Genomic DNA, 23,600 nt, shown 5'->3' with positions numbered 1-23,600 from the left:
TCAAATGATCGAGTCAATGTCGAAAGTGTGCGGCGCGCCGATCCTGTGGCCGTAAAGCGTTACCAGCAGCGGGTCATCCTCGGCGGCGTCAGGTGCCATGGCGAGCTGTTCTTCTGCCTGATTTTCCCGGTGCAGCTGCCAGCGCGGCAGGCTTTCGGCCAGGCGTTCCGGTTGTTCTGCCAGCGATCCATAAACATCCGTGGTCGTCAGGCGCCGGTGCCGCAGAACGGCCAGCCGTTCGCGGGTCGTGCGGATGTTCTCGATTTCATGATTGAGCGCTTCGACGATGTTTTTCCGGCTGCGCACATAGCTGTCCGGCCTTCCCGGCAAATTGCTGCGCTGGCGGCGCAACTGATCGGTGATGCGCTGCAGCGCTGTCTCAACCAGCGCGAATTCTCGCTCGGTAACCAGCGTGCGGTTTGATTCCTGTGCCTCCTGCCAACGCCGCAACACTGCCCAGCACGCCGGGATGTACGCCCCGGTCATCGAGTGGTGCCCGGCGTCGAAGATCTGCTTGAGCAACGTCGGCCGATCCGGCAGGCCGTGCCGCTGCCGGATCGCCACGTCGCAGGCCGCATGCTGGGTGATGGTGTCGCAGCCCGGCTCCCAGAGGATGGACGACACCTGCTGGCGGCCGAACTCCACCGGCATGGCGTGTCGCAAACGGCCGTGATGGTCGTAGGCTTCCCCGGTCCAGTTGGTGATGCCCGCGACGAACACCGACAGGCCGAGCGGCACATTCACGAAGGTCAGCGCCGCACCGGCGCCGTAGATATCGGCTTTGGTGTTCATCCAGCTGCCGGGCACACTGGGCACCGGGTCGTTGTGGTTGACCATGCGGTGATGCACGAGATCGGCTGCGCCCCTGACGAAATCCGCGTCGCCGGCGCGGGGGGCGCCGTAGGTGTAGAGCTGGAGGTTGTAGCCCTCTGGCCTACGGCGGAGCATTTCGGCCAGCAGCAGCGTGATTGCGCCACCGAGGCTGTGGCCGCAGATCAGGAGTGTTTGGCCGGTGTAGAACTTTTCCAGGTAATTGACTGCGAATGCGGCAGCTTTTCTGGCCGCTTCATAGAAGCCTCGATGTACCTGGCCTTCGCCTTCCGCAAACGGCACCTGCAAGGCATCGGCATCGCGTAACCCATCGGCGACGATCTCGGCGGTGCCGCGAACGGCAATCAGGATCAGTTCGTCGTTGTGGGTGATGAAGGCTTGGGTGTCTGTACTGTCTTTACTACCGATGTCGTCGAGGAAGTGAACGCTGGCTGGGTGTTCAGGATCTCGTTCAGGCGTATGTCTGTTGACTGCATAGAGGTTCGGGTCAAACGGGATGATTTCCAACCTTGCGGAATACGGAACATCTTCGTAGAGCGGGTAATAGGCTTTGGTCTGGGCGCTGTCGACTTTCCACAGTTCTTCCCCCTTGGGCAGTGCATCGCCGAACCAGTTGCCGACACTGGGTTGCAGCAGAAACTTAACGGATCTGGTTTTGGCGCAAGGGACTTCGGGTTTCTGGCCGAAAGGGCAGTAACTCAGGGTTGCCATCAATGCGAGCTGGTACAGGTTGAGTGCACAGAATGCCGGAGCTGTGGATAACATCGGACGCAACGCACGTAGCGGTCGCACTTCCAGAATGGTGTGACGTTGCGGCATCAGGGCGACCCCAAGTTTGCCGTGTTCGCGCATGATGGCTGCGCACCCGGAATCGAGGGGGTAATCGCGATAAACCTCCGGTGGAAGGTGGGAGGCATGTCTGACCAGGTGACGGACTTCGACTTGAAAGTAGTCTGCGCCGTCTGCGATCTCGGGTCGTTCCCGTGTGCGGGTGGCATTCAGGTTCAGATAAGAAGTTTTTTCGGCGCGTACCTGAAGGTCTGTGATTGGGAGAGGGTAGTGAATTCTTGTCTGCAAATCCTTGTAGAGTTTCTCTGTTCCTTCATATTCCTGGCTGAATAAAAGGGCAATCGGCCCGGCAAAATGGCTCTCCACTTTACCGATGCCTGCGGGATCCAGATGCCCGGTGTATTTCATCCCTTCTGAATCCGTTGCGATATACGCGAGCCCGGCATACGGCGCTCCTGAGCCAGACTCATCGATCAGCTGAAAACTGGTCCATCTTCCGCTTTCCGGGCAAGACAGCATGCGGCTACCCAGTGAAGATTGAAGTTCTTTCTCAAGAGATGACATGTTGAACGCTCCTTATTCGGTGCAGGCGGGGTAAATGCTGCAGATGCGGCCATCAGGCATTTTGAATGTGCTGAAGTCGGTGTAATTGCCGTTGCAATAGGCATGCTGATCGTCATATCCATCGCCCAGGCATCGCTTCCAGCCATTCGGCACCTTCACCCATGTGTCCTTCCATCCTGGCCGTTCTTCCTCCACCAGCCAGATTTTCATCTTCACGGTTTTGCCCGGAAGTTGATCGTGGGTGTATGCCGCAAACGGGCGGCCCGGCTCTGGCTTACCCAGAGCATCGGTTTCTTTACAGTCGAGTAGTTTTCTTAGAATTCGTGGCTTGCCTGAAGTACGAAAAAGCCACTGACATTCGCCGTAGAAAACGCTTAAACCTTGATCGTTGAAAGTGCCTTTGTAGCGATCCTCCAATTCAGGCCGTATAACAACAGCGGCACTCTCAGCGCTGATGTCGCTCCAGTCCTTCCCATAGGCGGCTCTGATATCCAGATCAATTCGACGTATTACCATCGGGCAGCCATTGATGGTCTTTCGGATGACAATTTCGGAAACAGGCTCGTACTTTTCTCGCCAGTTTCTGTTGAATCTGTTGGCTGTTTTGCGGAGGTCTATGGCTCTGCAGTTTTCACTACTATTGATCGGCTCATACTCTGCGAGGGCTTCATAGGCGAACCCTGGCGGTAGCTCTGCCGTGAAAGTGAATGTATTTGCCGGTTGGGTTTTGCACCCAGCGATGAGGGCAAGGCAAACAACCAAAGTCGCACTGCGCAGCGCGAGTCCAATCGTCGGGGAGGTCAGTGTTGGAGATTGCAGCTCCTTTTGAATTGATGTCATGGCGAAACCTCCTTATTCCGTACAGCCCGGATAAATGGTGCAGACTCGGCCATCAGGCATTTTGAATGTGCTGAAGTCGGTGTAATTGCCGTTGCAATAGGCATGCGGATCGTCATATCCATCACCCAGGCATCGCTTCCAGCCATTCGGAACTTTCACCCACGTATCCCCCCATCCGGGTTTCTCTTCCTCTGCCAAAGTAATCTTCATCCTCACTGTTTTGCCCGGCAGTTGATCAGGGTTAAAAGCCCCGAAGGTCTTGCCATAAGCTCGTGATCCCAAGGCATCGACCGTTCTGCAATCCAGGATTTTTCTTAGAATTCGCGGTTTGCCCGAGGTGCGAAACCACCACTCGCACTGACCGTGGAAGGTGCTTTCACCGGCCTCGTTGAATACGCCTTTGAACTGCTCCTCCAGATCATCGCGGATGAAAACCATGGCTTCGTCACGGCTGAAGTCGCTCCAATCCTTGCCGTACGCCGAGTTGATCTCCAGTTCGATTCGCCTCACGACCAACGGACACCCCTTAACAATCTTGCGAATCGTGATCTCGGCATCCGGCTTGTAGTCCGTGCGCCACTTGCTGTTGAACACCGGGGCAAGGTTGTCGCGTCTGTCGAGGGTGCAGGTCTGACCTTTTTCGGGTGCGTAATAAACCGCTGCGACGTAGGCAAACCCCGGTGGTAGATCGGCTGTGAATTTGAAGGTGTTGGGCGGTTTGCCCTGGCAGCCCCCCAGTGCCGCGAAGGCGCCGATCAGGACGATGCACTTGAGCTGAATCTTCATGAAGGCATCTCCCCGCTCCAGCTCTTCGAAAGCAGGTAAACCCGATCAAAATGTTCATCCGGCGTTTCGTCCGGTCGGGGTTGCCAGTGAGGCGCGAGGGTCGGGGTGTGCAGGCTCTGGATCAGCAGAAACTCCAGCCGCTCCGGTGCCAGCCAGCCCCAGGCTTGGGTCTGTGTCAGACGCTCACGTAGCCAGATCTGCGGATCCTGCGTGCACGCCAATCCGGCGTAGGCCTGCACATGCTCGGCCAGTAGAAAGCGGTGGGCGTTGGCCAGCCGGATTTCCATGGCTTGCTCGTCGGGCATCGGCAGGTGCAGCCAGGGCGGCGAGTCCGGCAGCGGGTAAGTGCCGGGCGTCGGGTTGTCGGTGCTCTGCCAGCGCGAACCCTGCCAGTAACACACGCTGATCGCCGGCCCGAGATACGCCGGTAGCGCCTCGGGCGGCAGATGCTCCAGCGCTCGGGCCAGGACCCGGTTGTCGTGGAAACGGTATAGCGCCTGATGCGGGCGGGCGCCGACGATCAACCGTTCCTGCCAGTGCCTGACCCACGTCTTGAGCTCGCCCTGGCCCAGGCTGGCGAGCCATCCCCAGTGGCTGTCAGGTCTGTCGAGCAGGGCGTCGAGGCGACGGTCGTCGGGCTGGTCGAAGGTGAACAGGAATGGTCCGGTGTCGGCCAGTTCGGCGACCACGGTTTCACCGTAGACACTGGCGTACTGCTCGTAACGGCTGCTCTTCAGCCAGCGCTGGCGCATGTCGCGTTCGTTTTGCGAGTCGAGCACCAGGCACAGGAGACGATCGGCATGGTGCTGTTCGATCAGCCAGCGTTGTACAACCGAGTCGATCATGCAGCGGCCTCCGCGATGGCGCACTCGCCCGCGCGGCAGGCTTCGCAAATCGGGCAGAAATCCGCACCCAGGGTTTTGCTGGTGGCCATCAATGCCTGTTGTGAGGGCGCCACCAGTGGCGGCAAGGGCGCGGGCGCCGACAAGTCTTCAATGCCTTCGGGCTGCAACAATCGGGCGCGCCGAAAAGGTATGGGCACGCCGCCGATCAGCAGGTCGCTGCTCCCGAAAAGACCGCCGTGATCGAGCACGAAATGCTCGCCACCGACTTTCAGGCTGATGCTCTTTCCGGCCTCCAGCACCAAATGATCCCCGGCACTGAAACAGAGCTGCCGCCCGACTTCCATCGTCAGTGATTGCCCGATCCGGGTGTGACTGCTGTCGCTGACGTGCAGATGATCGCTGGCCTTGAGATGGGTCTTGCGATGACCGGTGAGGGTGCGGTGTTCTTCTGCGTGCAGCACGCTGACGCTGTTGCCACGGATGCTTTCCCGACGTTCGTTGCCGACCTCCAGGTGACTGTCGTGCTCGATCTTCTGCTGCAGATCACGCTGGGCGCGCAGATAGATCAGCTCCTGACCGGCACGATCCTCGATCATCAATTCATTGAAACCGCTGCTGTCGGGCGAACTGCGGGACCGGAACACGCTGCGGGTCTTGTGCGCCGGCAATTCATAGGGCACCGGGTTGGCGCTGTTGGCCAGGCAACCGCTGATCACCGGATGATCGGGGTCGCCGTCGAGAAACGTCACCAGCACCTCCATGCCCACGCGCGGAATGATCACGCTGCCATGGGCGTTTCCGGCCCAGTTCGTGGTAGTTCGCAACCAGCAACTGCTCTTGTCGTTGTGCCGGCCTTCGCGGTCCCAGAAAAACTGCACCTTGACCCGGCCATAGGCGTCGCAATGGATATCTTCGCCTTCCGGGCCGGTAACCACGGCAGTCTGAGTACAGCCGATGGAAGGTTTGTCGTAGCGCAATGACGGGCGATAGATCGCATTCCATGGCGTGACTTCGAAATGGTTCCGATAGCCCTGGACGAAGTCGCTTTGATCCTTCAAGGCGATGTCGCTACCGCTTTCTTCAAGTACTTGAGGCTGCTTGCCTTCGTGACGGATTTCGGTCAGCAGCCAGAGGTCGTTCAATGCCGGTTCGGGGTGACCGGACAACGACAGGAAGTGCCCTGATACCAGCGCCGGCTCGTCGCTGTCGCCTGTGCCCACGCGCTGATCGCTGCGATGGCGCTCCAGGGCGCGTCGGGCCAGCAGTCTGCCGTGCTCCCGGTCAAGGACTCGGCCCGGATACCCGTAGTCCTCCAGATCAGGCTGGCGGTGTTCGTCCGGGATCCGGGCGTCGGATTCCAGCACTGTGCGCGCCTTTTTGAAATGGTAGGCGCGCCGACTGACACGATGGGCACGGGTATTGAGCCCGCAGTCGAAACGGTGGATCACCCGCCGCTCGGGCACCATCGCGTTGCGCGGTTTGAACGTTGTTGGCCGGGCAAGCCTGGGAAACACGGTCTGGTCGTCGCCAAACACCAGCAGATGCCTGTCGAGGCTGTGGCGAAAGTGATAGTGCAGGCCGTCTTCCTGGCACAAGCGCTGGATGAAATGCAGATCGGACTCGTTGTATTGCACGCAATATTCGCGATCCGGCAGGGCCTGGCCGATCTGAAACAGATAGCCATCGGCGTGAATCCCATGTTCCTGAAGAATCTGCCCGATGATTTGCGCAATGCTCAGGTGCTGAAAAATCCGCTGATTGAAACGATGGCCCAGGTTTGTCAGGCATGGCGCGAGGGTCAGATGGTATTGGGTCAACCGGTGCCCGATAACGCCCCGGCCAACGTGCTGGATCTGTCCATGAACGCCATGCCCGTTGTCATCGAAGGCCAGAAAAGCCTGCCGGTGCATGAGGTCGGACAGATCGATATCCGGTCTCGAGCTGACCAGTTTGACGTTGAAGGAATAAGGCTGGCTGATGGATTCGGTGCCGGTGAAGGACAGCACCTGCAGATCGTGATCGAGGTCGTCGGTATTGAGGCGCAAACGAGCATTGGCATTGAACATCCGTTGTTCCTTGTCCTGTGACAGATTCGGAACAACGCTAACAAGATGGCCAGCGAATTTATGTCGGACGTTTCCCAAGCGAATGGGTTTAAAAACCAGGCCTACAAGGGTTACGAATAAATCCTACTGATATGTCCTACGTGGTTTTACACCTCGGCGAATCAGTTGAAGGAAATGCAGAAATAACCCAACTGCGGATCCCGCCCCATCGCCGGCACCCGCGACACGAAAATGTCCTCCACCCGGCCGAGTTCCGGCAGTTCCAGCGCGCATAAACCGTCGACGAACTCGGTCGGCACCAGGCTGTTGAATTCGAGGCAGAAGGGCATGCGTTCGCTGTAGCGGGTTTTCGCCGCGGGAACCTCATCGAGGTATTCGATCTGAATCGGCAAGGCCGTGCCATCGGGCAGGTACAGCGTGCGTTGCTGTCCCAGCAACGCCTGGACGTGGTGGATCTGAACCGCTTGCAGCATGGTCTGACTCCAGTGAAAAAAAGGAATGGCCGGGGGCCGTGAAGCCCCCGGCGTCTGCTCAGTTGCGCGACGGGAACAGGCCGTTCAGGGCAATGCTGAAGTTGACAACCAGGGCCGGGTTCAAGACCTGCATTGGCTGACTGCCGCCGGTGGAGGAAATGTCTCCGGTGACGGTGGTGGTCACACCCTTGAGCGGCACCGGTGTGGCGCCCTGGGCGTCGGAGTAAATGTTCGCCGAACCAGGGCCGCCGCCGGACGCGCCGAGGTACGAGTTGGTGGCGGTCGGCACGGTTGCCGGATTGCTGGCGGGTACTGCCAGCGAAAGGGCCGTGTTGGCCGTCAGGCCGGTCATCGCGTGGGTGTGGTTGGGCATGTTGGCGATGGTGGCGGTGACATTTTCGGTGCCGTACACCTGACCGATGACGCGCGGCGTCAGGCCCAGTCCGTTGCCTTGTGCGACGGGCACGCGACCTTGCAGGTTGGGCAGGAGAAAGTTGGTTGTACCGTTGCCGCCGTAGTAAGTGCCCAGCAAGGCGAACAACGCCTGGTATTGCGAGATGCCCAGGGTTTGCCCGTTGCACAAGGCCCAGCCATTGGGGGCAAAGTTGAAGGCGAACGGTTGAATCGTACCCATAAAGACTTCCATGGTTCCTCATCCTTCTGTTGTGTGGTCGGCGCGCCGCGCGGTCGCCCTTGTGGGCGGGCCGGTCGAAACGTTGTGCTGACTCCTTCCTTTTGCGCGGGCAGGTCACGCCAAGCCGTAGCGTAGACCCGGATCGACGGACTTGCCGGACGTCGTCGTGGCCGCGCGTCGACTTCGGTGCTGGCCTACAGTGTTGGCAGTTGATGACGCGATTGTGTTCGCAAAAACGCTGAGGGGAGGTTGATGGAGGTCCTTCGCGAGACGCCGCTGGGGGATACCCAGGACCCGTTCGCCGCACCGAATGCCGGTGTCCGGCGCCTGTTGCGCTGGGCGCGCGAGCACTGGTTGATACCGATCCTTTTGCTGGCCACCGTGGTGCGCTTTTATGACCTGACCGCCGCCGCGATCTGGGGCGATGAGGGTTCGAGCCTGCTGCTGGCGCGCTATTCGCTGGGCGGGATCTGGACGCACGCCGGGTTCGACGTGCATCCGCCGCTGTATTTCATGCTGCTGCACGGCTGGATCGGCGTGTTCGGCGACGGCCTCCTGGCCATTCGCGGTTTCAGTGCACTGGCCGGCATCGCCACGGTCGGGCTCGGCGTGAGCCTGGTCGACCGCCTGGCCACTCGCCGCGCGGCAATTATCGCCGGGGTGTTGCTGGCGCTGTTGCCGACGGCGGTGCGCTACAGCCAGGAAGTGCGCATGTACGCGTTGCTTGGCTTGCTGCTGATCGGCGCGACCCTGGTGCTGGTCAAGTGGATCAGGCGACCGCAGCGTCACCGCTATCTGCTGATCTATGCGCTGCTCATGTCGGCGGCGCTGTACACCCACTATTTCGCCGTGCTGGCGGCGCTGAGCCATTGGCTGTATCTGGGCCTGATCCGCCTGTTGCCGGGTTATCGCCTGAAGCATCTCCAGCGCAAGGATTGGTGGCTGGCCAACCTGGCCGTCGTCGTGCTCTACCTGCCCTGGTTGCCGAGCCTGATTGGCCTGCTGCAACACATGGATGCCCTCAAGGCCGGTGGCGATGTGGGTTGGGAAGATCCGGTGACCCTGTCTTCGCTGCCGTCGATGATCTGGCTCTGGTTGATTCAGGACGAGGGGGGACATCTCCCGTTGCTGCTGTTCGGCGGTGTGCCGCTGGCTTTGCTGGTGCTGGCGGGGGTCGCCGTTGCCCGTGATCGCAGCGTGAACCATGGCAGCGTGCTGCTGGCGGTGTATACCGGCGTGCCGCTGTTGCTGGTGTTCGCCGTGTCTTTCATTACGCCAGTGTTCATCGAGCGCTACCTGACCGCCTACGCGCTGGGGTTGCCGATGCTGGCGGCGCTGGCCATCGACCGCCTCTACAGCAGCGTGCGCCTATTGGCGATGGCGGTGCTGCTGTCGCTGGTCGGGGTCGAGATGGTCGGGATAAAGACCAACGCCACGGTCGACCGCAACGACCAGTTCAACGTCATGGTCGATTACGTCAACCGCCACTTCACCAGCGGCGACCGGATCGTCACCAGCGATATGCTCTGGTATCTGAGTTACGTCTACTACAACCGCACCAACGCTCAGGTGCGGTTGTATACCCCGCCTGCTGCCGATGGTCGTTCCACGCGTCCCAACCGCTACGGATTCGGCACGCTGGTGGCCGATGACGTCTATCTGGATCGGCTGGAGGATTTGCCCGGGGACAGCCCCCGAGTCTGGTTGATCGGCGATCTGGACGTGGATGTACCCGATCCATTCGTGCCCCTGCCTGCGGCCTGGCAGTTGCGTGATCAGATCCACGCCGGCGGGGCGAAAGCGCGACTTTTTTCGTTGATACCGGCTGACGGGGCGAAGTTGAAATGACTTAAACGCTTCACCAATTAATTCGCGATAAAAACTGATTTTTATAATTCGTTTTGCTCTACTTTGATATCAAAACACTACTAGTCGAATGGGTATTGTTGGATTACGCTCATCAGACAAAAGGACTTACAAATACGGTGAAGGGATTGCAGCAGTTCCACTTTATCTCCGGCCTGCCGCGCTCAGGTTCAACCCTCCTTTCTGCAATCCTTTTGCAGAACCCGCGCTTTCATGCCGGCATGACCAGTCCGGTCGGCGCGCTGTTCTCCGGTGTCCTTGAACAATGCAGTGCCGGCAGCGAATTCGGCGCGGTGATCGACATTGACATGCGCCGCCGCCTGTTGCGCGGCCTGTTCGATTCCTACTACGCCGACAAGGCCGACAAACCGGTGGTGTTCGACACCAACCGCCAGTGGTCTGCGCGCCTGCCGGCCATCAACGACCTGTTCCCTCAAGCCAAGGTCATTGCCTGTGTGCGCAACGTCGCCTGGGTGATGGACAGCCTCGAGCGGCTGTACCGCGCCAATCCTTTCGAAAACACCAAGTTGTTCGGCGATGCGGTCGAGCGCAACACCGTCTACAGCCGCTGCGAAACCCTGGCCCAGCGCAACCGCCTGGTGGGTTTTGCCTGGGCGGCGCTGAAGGAAGCCTATTACGGCGAGCACGCCGATTCGCTGCTGATCGTCGATTACGACCTGCTGACCCAGGCCCCGGAGCGGGTGCTGCGATTGGTCTACGACTTCATCGGCGAACCCTGGTTCGAGCACGATTTTGAGCATCTGGCCTATGACGCGCCAGAGTTCGATCAGGCCCTGGGCGTGGCCGGCCTGCACAAGGTCAAGCCGAAGGTCGCCTTGCAGTCGCGGCGCACGATTCTGCCGCCGGACCTGTTCAATCAATACGCCGATTTGTCCTTCTGGCTCGATGGCTCAGCCAGCGCTGCCAATGTCATTCGTATGAAGTCCGACGCCGCGATCAGTTGATCGCGGCGTTTTTCATTGATGCGTCAACAACTGTGTTCGAGTCCGGGTGAGCAACATGTGGTGGAGCAAGCAAAAGTCGCGGGTTACCGAAGGCCAACGGACGCTGGCGGCGCCCATGATCATGTCGCTGGAACCGCGCATGCTGTTCGACGGCGCCGTCGCGGCCACCGTGGCCGACACCGCCGCCCAGGCTGACAGCCATGCCACCGCCGATGCCGCGAAAGCGCCGGCCGCCGACCACCCGAGCGCCAGCAAGGACACTCACGGCCAGGTCGATGCCACCCCCGCTGCCAGCCCTGTCGCGGTGCCGGGGCAGAGCGTGGTGTTCGTCGATTCCCGGGTCAAGGATGCCGACAGCCTGGTCAAAGGCGTGGCCCCCGGCACGCAAGTGGTCAGGCTCGATGCAGGCAAGGATGGGTTGCAGCAGATCGCCGATTATCTCGACCAGCATCAGGGCGTGAGCTCGGTGCAGATCATCGCCCACGGCAATGCCGGTGACCTGTGGCTGGGCAACAGTTATCTGTCGGCCGACAACGTCGCACAGCGCAGTGCGATCCTGGCGGAAATCGGCAAGGACATGAACGTCGGTGGCGACATCCTGATTTACGGCTGCTACACCGCCGAGGGTGAGCGTGGGCTGAGCTTCGTCGACTCGCTGGCGCAGTTGACCGGGCGCGACGTGGCCGCCTCCAGCAACCGCACCGGCGTGGGCGGCGACTGGGATCTGGAGATCGCCACCGGCAACATCGAAAGCGCCAACGTGCTGTCGACCCAGGCGATGAGTGAATACCAGTGGGGCCTGGCCACCTGGACCGCCACCAACAATGCCAACACCGGAGTCGGTTCGCTGCGCGCGGCCATTGCTTCGGCGCAGAACGGCGACATCGTGACCTTCAGTTCCGGCATGACGGTGCAGCTCACCTCGGAATTGCTGATCAACAAGAACATCACGGTTGATGGCGACCTGAACAACGACGGGGTCGCCGACGTCACGCTCGATGGCCAATACCGGACGCGGGTGGTCGAAATCACCTCCGGCAGTACGGTGACACTGGATGGTCTGGTGATCACGCGAGGCCTGGTCTCGGGCAACGGCGGTAATGGTGGTTATGGCGCAACCGGCGCCATGGGTGGCGGGATTTTCAACGCCGGTATCCTCACGTTGAGCAACGTCACGGTGACCGGCAACGCGGCGGCCGGTGGCGGTGGCGGCGGTGGGGTCACCAATGCGTACTACGGCGGTGGCGGGGGCGGTGGTGGCGGGATTGGCGGTCAGGGCGGTGGCCATGGCGGCACGGCCGGACCGGGCACCGGCACCCTCGGTGGGCAGGCCGGTAGCGGCGGAGTCGGCGGTTACGGCGGCGGCTACGACGCCACGCACATGGGGGGGCGCGGGGGCAGCAGCACCGGTGGTGCCGGCGGCCTGGGCGTTTCCTTCTACAGCAACGGCGGCGATGGCGGCACGGCCACCAACGGCACGATTTCCATTGGCGGCGGCGGTGGCGGCGCAGGCTGGGACAAGGTTGGCGGCGCAGGCGGTAATGCCGCCGGCGGCATTTACAACGCTTCGACCGGCACCCTGAAAATTGTCGGCACCTCGGTCATCAGCAACAACCTCGGTGCAGGTGGCGGCGGCGGCGGTGGTGGCGGGCAGGGCAGCAACGCTTCCAATGGCGGCATCGCCGGGCGCGGCGTCGGTGCCATCTGGAACCAGGGCGGCACGGTGCTGATCACGGCGGCCAACTTCGCGGCCCTCAGCGGCAATGCGGCCGGCAGCGGTGCCGGTGGTACGGCATTGGGCGGCGGCACAAACGGCACTTCACCGGCCGCGGTCTCGACGATCTTCAACAACGGCGGCACGCTCAACACCGCCTACGTCGAGCCACCGACCGCGACCATCGTGATGGCCGACACGGCCCTGAAAATCGGCGAAACCTCGCTGGTGACCATCACCTTCAGCCGGGCGGTGACCGGTTTCACCAACGCCGACCTGACGATTGCCAACGGCACACTGAGCGCGGTGAGCAGCAGCGACGGAGGCCTGACCTGGACGGCAACCTTCACCCCGACCAACAACATCACCGACAGCACCAATCTGATCACCCTCGACAACACCGGGGTGACCGCGATCAACGACGGCGTGGCGGGTGTCGGTACGACCAGCTCCGTCAACTACGCGATCGATACCGCGCGGCCGACCGTGACCATCGTGATGTCCGATACGGCGTTGAAGATCGGCGATACGTCGCTGGTGACTTTCACCTTCAGTGAAGCGGTGACCGGTTTCACCAACGCCGACCTGACGATTGCCAACGGCACACTGAGCGCGGTGAGCAGCAGCGACGGCGGCATCACCTGGACCGGAACATTCACCCCGAGCGCCAGCATCACCGATACCACCAACCTGATTACCCTGGATAACACCGGTATCGCCGACCTTGCCGGTAACGCCGGCACCGGCACCACCGATTCGGTCAATTATGTGGTCGATACGCTGCGGCCGACGGCGACCATTGTGGTGGCCGACACCAATCTGGCGGCCGGTGAAACCTCGCTGGTCACCATTACCTTCAGCGAAGCGGTCAGCGGCTTCACCACCGCCGACCTGACGGTGGCCAACGGCACCCTGAGCGGTCTGAGCAGCAGCGACGGCGGCATCACCTGGACCGCCACGCTTACGCCGACCAGCAGCCTCACCGATACCACCAACCTGATCACCCTGGACAACACCGGGGTGGTCGATCTGGCCGGCAACGCCGGCAGTGGCACCACCAATTCCAACAATTACGCCATCGACACCGCGCGGCCGACCGCGACCATCGTGGTGGCCGACAACAGTCTGCGGATCGGCGAAACCTCGCTGGTGACCATCACCTTTAGCGAGGCCGTGACCGGTCTCACCAACGCCGACCTGACGATTGCCAACGGCACGTTGACGGCGGTGAGCAGCAGCGACGGCGGAATCACCTGGACGGCAACCTTCACGCCGACCGTCAGCATCACCGACGCGACCAACCTGATCACGCTGAATAACACCGGCATCGCTGATCTGAACGGCAACGCCGGCAGCGGCACCACCGACTCCAACAACTACGCCATCGATACCGTGCGCCCGACCGCCACCATCGTGGTGGCCGACAACAACCTGCGGATCGGTGAAACGTCGTTGGTGACCATCACTTTCAGCGAAGCGGTCAGCGGTTTCACCAATGCCGATCTGACGGTCGCCAACGGCACGTTGAGCGCGGTCAGCAGCAGTGACGGCGGCATCACCTGGACGGCGACGTTCACCCCGAGCGCCAGTATCAACGACACCAGCAACCTGATTACCCTGGACAACACCGGCGTCGCCGACCTGGCGGGCAACGCCGGCAGCGGCACTACCGATTCCAACAACTACGCCATCGACACCCAGCGTCCGACCGCGACCATTGTGGTGGCCGACAGCAACCTCACTGCCGGCGAAACCTCGCTGGTGACCATCACCTTCAGCGAAGCGGTGACCGGTTTCACCAACGCCGACCTGACGATTGCCAACGGTACGCTGACCGCCGTGAGCAGCAGCGACGGTGGCATCACCTGGACGGCAACGTTCACGCCGAATCTGGGCGTCAACGACGCGAGCAACCTGATCACGCTGGCCAATGTCGGCATCGCCGACCTGGCGGGCAACGTCGGCAGCGGCACGACCAACTCCAACAACTACACGATCGACACCGTGGTGCCGACCGCGACCATCATCGTGGCGGACTCCAGCCTGAAAATCGGCGAAACCTCGCTGGTGACCATCACCTTCAGTGAGGCGGTGACCGGTTTCACCAACGCCGACCTGACGATTGCCAACGGTACGCTGAGCGCCGTGAGCAGCAGCGACGGCGGCATCACCTGGACGGCAACCTTCACGCCGACCAGCAGCATCACCGATGCCACCAACCTGATCACGCTGGACAACACTGGCGTGCAGAACCTGTCCGGCAATGCCGGCAGCGGCACCACCGATTCGAATAACTATTCGATCGATACGGTGCGCCCGACCGCCACCATCGTGGTCGCCGACACCGCGCTCGGCGTCGGCCAGACCAGTCTGGTAACCATTACCTTCAGCGAAGCGGTGACCGGTTTCACCAACGCCGACCTGATCGTCGCCAACGGCACGCTGAGCGCAGTGAGCAGCAGCGATGGCGGTATCACCTGGACGGCCACTTTCACCCCGGCTGCCGGCATCACCGACACCACCAACCTGATCACCCTCGACAACACCGGCGTCGCCGACCTGGCGGGCAACGCTGGCAGCGGTACCACCGATTCGAACAACTACGCGGTCGACAGCCTGCGTCCGACGGCGACCATTGTCATGAGCGACAGTGAACTGCGCCCCGGCGAAACCGCGCTGGTGACCATCACCTTCAGCGAGGCGGTGACCGGTTTCGACAACTCCGACCTGAGCGTCGCCAACGGCACTCTGAGCAATGTCTCGTCGAGCGACGGCGGCCTCACCTGGACGGCCACCTTCACGCCGAACATCGGTGTCACCGACCTCACGAACCTGATTGTCCTGAACAACACCGGCATCACCGACCTGGCCGGCAACACCGGCACCGGCACCACCAGCTCGGCCAATTACCAAGTGCAGACCCAGGTGCCGACCGCCACCATCGTAGTGGCCGACACTGCACTCAAGGCCGGGGAAACCTCGCTGGTGACCATCACTTTCAGCGAAGCGGTCAGCGGGTTCGACAACAGTGACCTGACCCTCGCCAACGGTACGTTGAGCAACGTCAGCAGCAGCGACGGCGGTGTGACCTGGACGGCGACCTTCACCCCGACGGCCAATGTCACTGACGCCACCAACCTGATCAGCCTGAACAATGCCGGAGTGACCAACGTCTCAGGCAACAGCGGTATCGGCACCACCGATTCCAACAACTTTGCCATCGACACTGCGCTGCCAACCGCCACCATTGTGGTTGCCGATAACCGCCTCGGTATCGGTGAAACCACCACCGTGACCTTCACCTTCAGCGAAGCGGTGATCGGGTTCGATCTGGGGGACATCAGCGTCGCCAACGGTTCGTTGTCGAACCTGACCAGCAGCGACGGCGGCGTGACCTGGACCGCAACCTTCACGCCGACAGCCAACGTCAACGATCCGACCAACCTGATCCTGATCGACACCGCCGGTGTCCAGGACCTGGCCGGCAACCTCGGGGCGAGCATCGCCATCTCCAACAACTACATCCTCGACGCGACCCGGCCGACGGTGAACATCGTGGTCGCCAATCCGAATCTGGGCATCGGCCAGAGCACCACAGTGACCTTCACCTTCAGCGAGGCGGTGAGCAATTTCGACCTGTCCGACCTGAGCGTGACCAACGGTGACCTGAGCAACCTGAGCAGCAGCGACGGCGGCAAGACCTGGACCGCGACCTTCACGCCGACCGCGAATGTCACCGACCCGAGCAACTTCATTGCGCTGGACACCAGCAACGTCACCGACCTTGCGGGCAACGTCGGCAGCACGGTGGCGGTGTCGAACAACTACGCCCTCGACAGCGAACGGCCGACCGCCACGGTGGTGATCGCCAATCCGAACCTGGGCCTCGGCCAGACTTCGCAGGTGACCATCACCTTCAACGAAGCGGTCAGCGGTTTCGACCTGGCGGACCTCAGCGTGGCCAATGGCACTCTGTCCAACCTGAGCAGCAGCGACGGCGGCAAGACCTGGACCGCGACGCTGACGCCGAATGCCAACGTCAACAGCGCCAATAATGCGATCAGCCTCAACACGGCCGGGGTCAGCGATCTGTCGGGCAACAGCGGCAGCGGGGTCAGCAGCTCCGGCAACTACGTGATCAACACGGTGCCGGCGGTGACGCCCACTTCGCCGCTGATCGTGGTGACACCGGATCCGGAATTTCGCAGCAGCGATCCAGTCGTGTCGCCACCACCGCCGAACGTTCCGCTGCAACCGATCGTCTTCACCGCGCCCACCGGCGACCTCGGCTCACCGCTGACTTTCGCGCCGTTGTTCGAGCAGCGGGTGATCGGCAACGGCATCCGTCCACTGGGGGATATTTTCATCAATCGTGGTGCGCTGAGCCCGAGCTTCATTGCTCAGGTCTTCAGCAGCAGCGACAACCTGGGTGACGGTTCCGGCCACGGCTTCCTCGGTTTCGGCGGCGGCGATGGCGGGGTGTTCGGCAGCAGCACGCTGTCGGGCCTGTTCAATCAGGACAGCAGCGCCGAGCGCGATTCGCTGAACGCCTTCGGCAGCCAGTCGATCAAGGGCGGCGATATTTCCCAAGGCCTGCGCGGTGTATTCGGTGCGCCGACCCTGGGCCAGCAACTGCAACAGATCAAGGACAGCGAGCAGCACCGGGTCGACAACCTGGCGGCGGCGCTGCAACAGGTCGGCATCAGCGAAATGCCGGCCTGACCAACATTACAACTCAATATATGCGGGACCTAGGGGCGATCCAGGGATGAAGATAAGTCAGAAATTGTTCGGCGCCAGCCTGCTGGCGCTGGCGATCAGCGGATGTGCAGTGACCAGTGAACCGATCGAACGCAGCGTCAGCGAACAACGGGCCCGGGCCGATCTGCAAAACATGTACAAGGGCCAGGAGCCGCTGAGCGGTCCGCTGACCCTGCACCAGGCCATGGCCCGCGCGGTGAAATACAACCTCGAAGGCCGCTTGAAAATCATGGAGGAAGCGCTGGCCAAGCGGCAGCTCGACCTCGCCAGTTTCGACATGCTGCCGCGCATGGCGCTGGACGCCGGCTACGTCGGGCGCAACAACGTCAGCGCTTCCAGCAGCCAGAGCGTGCGCACCGGCACCCAGTCTCTGGAACCGTCGACCTCCCAGGACCGCGACCGCGACGTCGCCGACCTGACCATGGTCTGGAACGTGCTCGATTTCGGCGTCAGCTACATCAGCGCCAAGCAGCAGGGCGACCAGCGCCTGATCGTGCAGGAGCGCCGGCGCAAGGTGATCAACACCATCGTTCAGGACGTTCGCTCGGCCTATTGGCGGGCGATGGCCGCCGAGCGCCTGCTCAAGCAGATCGACAGCCTGATGGCGCGGGTCGACACCGCCCGCCGCAACAGTGAAAGCATGAGCGAGCAGCGCATCGGCGATCCGGTGCAGTCGCTCGGTTATCAGCGTTCGCTGATCGAGGCGACCCGGCAATTGGAAGAACAGCGCCGGGCGCTGTCGCTGGCGAAGACCGAGCTGGCGACCCTGATCAACCTGCCGCTGGGCACCAACCTGACCCTGGCCACCGATGACGGTTATCAGATCCCGGAACTCAAGGTCGATCTGAGCAAACTCGAACAGGAAGCCTTGACCAGCCGTCCGGAACTGCGCGAGCAGGATTACCAGACCCGGATCAGCGCCGCCGAAACCCGCAAGGCCATGCTGCGTCTGCTGCCGGGGCTGGAGTTCTCCGCTGGCGGGCACTACGACAGCAACTCGTTCCTGGTCGAACAGGGCTGGGCCGACTACGGCGTCAAAGTGACCTGGAACCTGTTCAACGTGATCTCCGCCCCGGCGGCCATTGACGTGGCCAAGGCTGGTGAAGAAGTCGCCACCGCACGCCGTCAGGCGATGTCGATTGCGGTGCTGGCGCAGCTCTACGTGGCCAATGCCAACTATCAGGAGGCGCTGCGCCAGTTCAAGACCAACCAGCAACTGTCGGACATCGACGGGCAAATCGTCGGTCAGTTGCGTAACCGTCGTCAGGCCGACGGCATTGGTGAGCTGGACCTGATCCAGGGCGAGCTCAACACCTTGCAGGCCGATCTGCGGCGTGACCTGTCCTATGCCGATCTGCGCAATGCCTATGGCCAGATCTTCGCCAGCGCCGGTCTCGATCCGCTGCCGGATCAGGTCCAGTCGACTGAAGTGCAGTCGATCGCCACCGCCCTGGCCAACCGCGAAGCGGCATGGGCCTCGGGGGATATTTCGCTGCCGGTGGCCCATGCCTCCGCGCCGTGACGTGCTGGCGCCGACCGCCAGCATCAGCCGTGCGCAACGCGAAGCCCGCAACGGCCATCGCGGCACGGCGATGCTGCTGACCGGCTTGCCGGCGGCGGGCAAGTCGACCCTTGCCCAGGCATTGCACGCCGAGTTGTTCAGTCGCGGTCTGCAAAGTGTGGTGCTCGATGGCGATGGCTTGCGAGTCGGGCTCAATCGCGACCTGGGTTTTACCGATGCCGACCGCCTGGAAAACATCCGCCGCGCCAGTGAGCTGGCGGCGTTGCTGGTGGAGAACGGGCAGATCGTGATTCTGGCGATGATCGCGCCGCTGGCGGAGCTGCGCGAGGTGTTCGCCCGCCATCTGGGCGAGGACTATCGCGAGGTCTGGTGCAGCGCCGCGCTGGCGGTGTGCGAGCAGCGCGATCCGAAAGGGCATTACGCCCGGGCGCGGCGCGGTGAGCTGGCTGGTTTCACTGGCGTGTCGGCGCCTTACGAGGCGCCGGCCCAGGCTTCGCTGGTGCTCGACACCGGCAGGCTGCCGGTCGAAGCCTGTCTGGACCGGTTGCTGACCTGGCTCGGCGAAACCGCGGTGTTGCCCAAGGCATGAGCCGGCCGGCGTTCTCGCGGTTGCCGGTGACGGTGGACCTGCCGTTGCTGTTGCAGGCGCTGACGGCGATTGACGACGCTGCCTGGCGCGGTCATTTCAACACCGCTTATTTCGCTGGCGACTGGAGCGGCGTAGCACTGATTTCCGCCGCCGATGCGCTGACCGAACTGTCCCCTGGCAGCGCTGAGCCCGTGCGACGCGCCTCTTGGCTCAATGACTGTCGCTGGCAGCAGGCCCTGCGGGATCTGCCGCTGGAAATCGTCAGTGCGCGGCTGTTGCGACTGGGCCCTGGCGGCCAGATCCATGAGCATCGCGACTATGACCTTGAGGGCGCGGACGCCGATTTGCGCCTGCACATTCCGCTGCTCAGTCCGCCCGCCGTGGACTTCTGGCTCGACGGCCAGCGGATGCCAATGAAGGCTGGAGAGTGCTGGTATCTCGATCTCGCCCGACCGCATCGGGTCGACAATCGCGACCGCACGGCACGGGTTCATCTGGTGCTCGATTGCCGCCCAACACCCTGGCTGGAGCAAATGGTCGTTGACGGTTTGCCGAGCACTCCGCTGCCTGATGGCGCGGACACGGCGCTGCAGCGTTTTCAACGGTTGCTGGTCACGGATCCGTTGCTGTCCGCAACGTTGCAGGCACTGCACGACCCTGAAGCCTTCATCGACCAGACGCTGGCGCTGGCCGCTGAACGCGGCCTGCATTTTTCCCGGGAAGACCTGCTGGCGGCGATGCGCAACGGCCGTCGGTCATGGAACGAACAATGGCGCCTGTGAATTTCGACGGCTGGTTGCCGATCCGCGTCTGGAAAACCGCCGGGCAATGGCAGGTCGACTGGTGCTGGTTTGGCGACACGCCGCTGCATCAGCCGTTTTTTCGTGAGGCCGTCGAAGACGCGTTGCGCTTGCCGTTCAATCAGGCGTTCCGGCGGCAAACACCCTTGTCGGTACTGACGGATTGGCAAACGCTCAGCCCGGGACTGCCGCCGAGCGCTTTTATCCTGCACGCCTCGCGTTGCGGTTCGACGCTGATCAGCCAGATGCTCGCCCGGCTCGACGATTACATCGTGGTCTCGGAGCCGCCGCCCCTTGATGCCTTGCTGCGCAGCGATCTGCCGGACGAAGAACGCCGCGCGGCCATCGTCGGATTGCTCTCGGCGTACGGTCAGCGTCGGCGCGGCGCGGAGCAGCGCCTGGTGATCAAGCTCGACGCCTGGAACATCGGCGAATGGCCGTTGCTGCACGAATGTTTTCCCGATACACCGTGGCTGTTTGTCTACCGCGATCCGCTGGAAGTCGCCGTCTCGCACCTGCGCCGGCCTGGCCTGCACATGGTGCCGGGTGCGCTCGGCGAGTGTGTGCTGGACGATGATTTACCGTTCGAGGGGCGTGAGGATTTCATCGCCCGACGGCTCGGGCGTCTGCTGGAGGCCGGGTGGGTGCATTGTCGTGAGTCTGCCGGGTTGGCGCTCAATTACAGCGAATTGCCCGAGGCGATGAGCTGGCGGCTGGCGCGGTTTTTCGGACTGAGTGCTGCGCAGTGTGAGCAGGCGCTGGCGGCGACGGCGCAACATGCGAAACAGCCATCACAACCCTTTGTCGTCGATGGCGAACACAAGCGCCGCGAAGCATCCGCGTTGTTGCAGTCACGGATCGAGCATTACGCCCTCGCGCCTTATGCCGCGCTGGAAAGCTTGCGCACACTCACGATTTCGCCGACAGATCCGCCATCCCCTTGAGCAGTTCGATCGGCAACGGAAACACGATGGTCGAGCTCTTGTCGCCGGCAATCGAACTCAAGGTCTGCATGTAGCGCAGTTGCATGGCGCCGGGCTGGCGACCAAGCATTTCAGCGGCCTGCATAAGTTTTTCCGAGGCCTGCAATTCGCCTTCGGCGTGGATCACCTTGGCTCGCCGTTCACGCTCGGCTTCGGCCTGCCTGGCGATGGCGCGCACCATCGACTCGTTGAGATCGACGTGCTTGATTTCGACGTTGGCGACCTTGACCCCCCAGGCATCGGTCTGGGCGTCGAGCACTTGCTGGATGTCGATGTTCAGGCGTTCGCGCTCGGCCAGCAGTTCGTCCAGTTCATGTTTGCCGAGCACCGCGCGCAGGGTGGTCTGGGCCAGTTGGCTGGTGGCTGTGAGGAAATCTTCGACCTGGATGATCGCTTTCTGCGGGTCGAGCACGCGGAAATACAGCACCGCGTTGACTTTCACCGACACATTGTCACGGGTGATCACGTCCTGCGCTGGCACGTCCAGGACGATGGTGCGCAGATCGACCCGGACCATTTGCTGCACCACCGGAATCAACAGGATCAGCCCCGGTCCCTTGACCTGCCAGAAGCGTCCGAGCTGAAACACCACGCCGCGTTCGTATTCGCGCAGGATGCGAAACGTCGAGCCGGCCAGAGCGATCAGCAACAGCAGCAGCGCGACAAAACCGATTTGCAGACCCATGATCACTCTCCGAGCGGTGCCGCGTCAGTCGCGGCCACTTGCAGCAACAGGCCCTTGCGCCCGACCACCCGCACCGGTTGCCCGGTGTGCAGCGGCGTGGCGCTCAGCACCTGCCAGCGTTCTCCCTGCAATTGCACCCAGCCGTTGCGGCTGTCTTCCGGTTGCACCACCGTCACCGCCGTGACACTGCCGAGCAGGCCGGCATCGCCGCTGACCGGGTGGCGCGGTCGGGTTTTCAGGGCGCGGATCAGCAGCGCGATCAGCAACAGGGCGCTGACCAGCCCGAGGCCGATCATCATCGGCACCGGCAGTTCGGCGTTGCTCAGGATCAATGCGCCGATCACGAACATCACGATGCCGCCCAGACCGATCACCCCGTAGTTGGGCAGCGCGGCTTCGGCGATCAGAAACGCGATGCCCAGGGTGATCAGCCACAGACCGACCGGGCTGACGGCGGTAAACGGATTGTCTGCCGCAACCGCCGATCCACTCAGCAGCAACAGGGCAAGCGCACAGCAACGGATGTTCACATGACCCTCCGTGAGAGTCAGGGGATTGTTCTTACAGTCTAGTTGAGGCTGTGGCTGGATGAATTTTGATCAATCCCCCTGCCTCGCCAGTGGGCGGATTTCCCGGTGTGCGCGGCCGACGGGACTAGACTTTCAAGGGTAGCCACAGCGTTTCATTACCGTCCGCCGCGCAGCGTCGGCGGGCACCGAGGTGCATCATGCGTATGGCCAAAAAAGTGCAGAGCAGCCTCAACCGGGCGCAATGCGAATATGACATCGTCACCCACCCGCACTCGTCCAGCAGCCTGGAAACGGCGCGGGTCTCCGGGATTGCCGCAGAACGGGTGGCCAAATCGGTGATCCTGGACGACCGTCACGGGCACTACCTGATGGCGGTGCTGCCCGCCAGCCGCCACCTGGACTTGAGCAAGGTGCGCAGCAGCGGCGAATGGCAAATCACCCGCGAAAGCAATCTGGCGCACATTTTCGATGACTGTGAACGCGGCGCTGTGCCGCCACTGGGCGATTCCTATGGCCTGGACATGGTCATCGACCCGCTGCTGACCCGGCAGAAAGACATCTATCTGGAAGCTGGCAACCACAACAATCTGCTGCACATGAGCATGCCCGAATTCCTGAAAATGGTGCCGCATGCGCAGGTGCGGGAGTTGAGTCAGTAGGTTTGTGGCGTTGGTGAGCACGCCAATCGCGGGCAGGCCCGTTTCCAAAGGTTCTACGCTGAGTCTGTGGGAGCGAGTTTGCTCGCTAAATTCGTGCATCCACTGAATTTTCGAAGGAGCAGAGCAATGGAAAAACTGACGCACAGCCTGCCGTCCCTGTTCAAGCAACTCGGCCTGGACAACGACCCGGTCAGCATCGACCAGTTCATCGCCACCCATTCCCCGCTCAAACCGGAATTGCACCTGTGCGACGCGTTTTTCTGGAGCAAGAGCCAGGCGGATTTCCTGCGTGACGAGATTCTCGATGATGCGGATTGGGCGGAGGTAGTGGATCAGTTGGATGTGATGTTGAGGAAGGGGCGGGCGGGGTAAAGACCGGACCTAGCCATTGGGAGTCATAGCTCTCAAGGAAGAGAACGTCGCTTCAACTTCAAGATTGGATAAACCGATTCCGCAGGCCATTGATTCACGAGCGATTTTCACTTTTTGCTCTAAAAATGCCGCGTACGCAGATGTCTGGGGCAGGCGTTCAATCGGATGTTGTCCGGAATTGGTGTTCTTGGTCGTGAATTTCTTCGTCATGGTTCAGTGCTCTCGGATGTCGGTGTCGGCGCAGTTTCAGCGAGGGACATTTCTTGTGCTCAAAGCAATTTGTTTCAAAACTTGACTGAATTTCCCCTCCAATGCGATATTGATAG

At 61.9% G+C, this 23,600-nt stretch carries 19 protein-coding genes; 9 read left to right on the top strand and 10 right to left on the bottom strand.

Going from position 1 to position 23,600, the window contains the following annotated elements; all coding sequences use genetic code 11:
• The 7 genes from ACKJSM_RS16365 to ACKJSM_RS16335 form a co-directional block, all read right to left on the bottom strand.
• Positions 1-2,184, bottom strand: a complete 2,184-nt coding sequence (locus tag ACKJSM_RS16365) for a lipase family protein (RefSeq protein WP_410238278.1) — start codon at positions 2,182-2,184, stop codon at positions 1-3.
• A gap of 12 nt (positions 2,185-2,196) precedes the next feature.
• A complete protein-coding gene (locus ACKJSM_RS16360) occupies positions 2,197-3,024 on the bottom strand; it encodes a hypothetical protein (RefSeq protein WP_410238277.1) in 828 nt (275 codons plus the stop codon).
• A gap of 12 nt (positions 3,025-3,036) precedes the next feature.
• On the bottom strand, positions 3,037-3,810 hold the full coding sequence (locus ACKJSM_RS16355) for a hypothetical protein (protein ID WP_410238276.1): 774 nt from the start codon (positions 3,808-3,810) through the stop codon (positions 3,037-3,039).
• Complete coding sequence (locus ACKJSM_RS16350) at positions 3,807-4,655, bottom strand: DUF4123 domain-containing protein (RefSeq protein ID WP_410238275.1); 849 nt, start codon at positions 4,653-4,655, stop codon at positions 3,807-3,809. Before ACKJSM_RS16350 ends, ACKJSM_RS16355 begins: the two co-directional genes overlap by 4 nt.
• On the bottom strand, positions 4,652-6,721 hold the full coding sequence (locus ACKJSM_RS16345) for a type VI secretion system tip protein VgrG (protein WP_410238274.1): 2,070 nt from the start codon (positions 6,719-6,721) through the stop codon (positions 4,652-4,654). Before ACKJSM_RS16345 ends, ACKJSM_RS16350 begins: the two co-directional genes overlap by 4 nt.
• Positions 6,722-6,882: 161 nt before the next feature.
• Positions 6,883-7,194: a DUF6916 family protein gene (locus tag ACKJSM_RS16340; RefSeq protein ID WP_236182809.1), complete on the bottom strand. Its 312-nt coding sequence runs from the start codon at positions 7,192-7,194 to the stop codon at positions 6,883-6,885.
• Positions 7,195-7,252: 58 nt separating this feature from the next.
• Positions 7,253-7,840 (bottom strand): phage tail protein, encoded by a 588-nt coding sequence (locus ACKJSM_RS16335; RefSeq protein ID WP_236182810.1) that lies wholly within the window; start codon positions 7,838-7,840, stop codon positions 7,253-7,255.
• Positions 7,841-8,080: 240 nt separating this feature from the next.
• Between ACKJSM_RS16335 and ACKJSM_RS16330 the strand changes: the two genes are divergently transcribed.
• The 7 genes from ACKJSM_RS16330 to ACKJSM_RS16300 all read left to right on the top strand — a co-directional run bounded on the left by ACKJSM_RS16330 (position 8,081) and on the right by ACKJSM_RS16300 (position 20,989).
• Positions 8,081-9,676 carry a glycosyltransferase family 39 protein gene (locus ACKJSM_RS16330; RefSeq protein WP_410238273.1) on the top strand — a complete coding sequence of 532 codons (1,596 nt, stop codon included), beginning with the start codon at positions 8,081-8,083 and terminating at the stop codon, positions 9,674-9,676.
• Between the two features lie 137 nt (positions 9,677-9,813).
• Positions 9,814-10,659, top strand: coding sequence for a sulfotransferase family protein (locus ACKJSM_RS16325; RefSeq protein ID WP_236182812.1), 846 nt, complete (start codon positions 9,814-9,816; stop codon positions 10,657-10,659).
• Positions 10,660-10,714: 55 nt separating this feature from the next.
• Entirely contained in the window at positions 10,715-17,095 is a 6,381-nt protein-coding gene (locus tag ACKJSM_RS16320) for an Ig-like domain-containing protein (protein ID WP_410238272.1), read from the top strand.
• Positions 17,096-17,141: 46 nt separating this feature from the next.
• Complete coding sequence (locus tag ACKJSM_RS16315) at positions 17,142-18,656, top strand: TolC family protein (protein WP_410238271.1); 1,515 nt, start codon at positions 17,142-17,144, stop codon at positions 18,654-18,656.
• The gene (gene cysC / locus ACKJSM_RS16310; protein WP_410238270.1) at positions 18,640-19,245 is read left to right on the top strand and encodes an adenylyl-sulfate kinase; all 606 of its coding nucleotides are present in this window, start codon (positions 18,640-18,642) and stop codon (positions 19,243-19,245) included. Before ACKJSM_RS16315 ends, cysC begins: the two co-directional genes overlap by 17 nt.
• Positions 19,242-20,027: an aspartyl/asparaginyl beta-hydroxylase domain-containing protein gene (locus ACKJSM_RS16305; RefSeq protein WP_410238269.1), complete on the top strand. Its 786-nt coding sequence runs from the start codon at positions 19,242-19,244 to the stop codon at positions 20,025-20,027. Before cysC ends, ACKJSM_RS16305 begins: the two co-directional genes overlap by 4 nt.
• On the top strand, positions 20,015-20,989 hold the full coding sequence (locus ACKJSM_RS16300) for a sulfotransferase family protein (protein ID WP_410238268.1): 975 nt from the start codon (positions 20,015-20,017) through the stop codon (positions 20,987-20,989). The genes ACKJSM_RS16305 and ACKJSM_RS16300 overlap by 13 nt, the downstream gene beginning before the upstream one ends.
• Here ACKJSM_RS16300 and ACKJSM_RS16295 read toward each other — a convergent pair.
• A complete protein-coding gene (locus tag ACKJSM_RS16295; protein WP_410238267.1) occupies positions 20,955-21,713 on the bottom strand; it encodes a slipin family protein in 759 nt (252 codons plus the stop codon). The two genes, ACKJSM_RS16300 and ACKJSM_RS16295, sit on opposite strands and share 35 nt — an antisense overlap.
• Positions 21,714-21,715: 2 nt before the next feature.
• The gene (locus tag ACKJSM_RS16290; protein ID WP_236181417.1) at positions 21,716-22,243 is read right to left on the bottom strand and encodes an NfeD family protein; all 528 of its coding nucleotides are present in this window, start codon (positions 22,241-22,243) and stop codon (positions 21,716-21,718) included.
• A 197-nt stretch (positions 22,244-22,440) separates the two neighbouring features.
• On the opposite strand from ACKJSM_RS16290, the gene ACKJSM_RS16285 reads away from it, so the two are divergent.
• Together ACKJSM_RS16285 and ACKJSM_RS16280 are read left to right on the top strand one after the other, a co-directional pair.
• Positions 22,441-22,902 (top strand): aminoacyl-tRNA deacylase, encoded by a 462-nt coding sequence (locus tag ACKJSM_RS16285; protein WP_007957669.1) that lies wholly within the window; start codon positions 22,441-22,443, stop codon positions 22,900-22,902.
• A 126-nt stretch (positions 22,903-23,028) separates the two neighbouring features.
• Positions 23,029-23,274 (top strand): DUF2789 domain-containing protein, encoded by a 246-nt coding sequence (locus tag ACKJSM_RS16280; RefSeq protein ID WP_410238266.1) that lies wholly within the window; start codon positions 23,029-23,031, stop codon positions 23,272-23,274.
• Positions 23,275-23,283: 9 nt separating this feature from the next.
• Here ACKJSM_RS16280 and ACKJSM_RS16275 read toward each other — a convergent pair whose 3' ends face one another.
• Positions 23,284-23,484: a hypothetical protein gene (locus tag ACKJSM_RS16275; RefSeq protein WP_410238265.1), complete on the bottom strand. Its 201-nt coding sequence runs from the start codon at positions 23,482-23,484 to the stop codon at positions 23,284-23,286.
• Positions 23,485-23,600: the final 116 nt, after the last annotated feature.

This window comes from Pseudomonas sp. PHC1, from assembly GCF_046487845.1.
GTDB classification, from domain to species: domain Bacteria; phylum Pseudomonadota; class Gammaproteobacteria; order Pseudomonadales; family Pseudomonadaceae; genus Aquipseudomonas; species Aquipseudomonas sputi.
The sequence above is the reverse complement of the archived record's forward strand: the minus strand, read 5'-3'. Positions and strand labels throughout refer to the sequence as shown.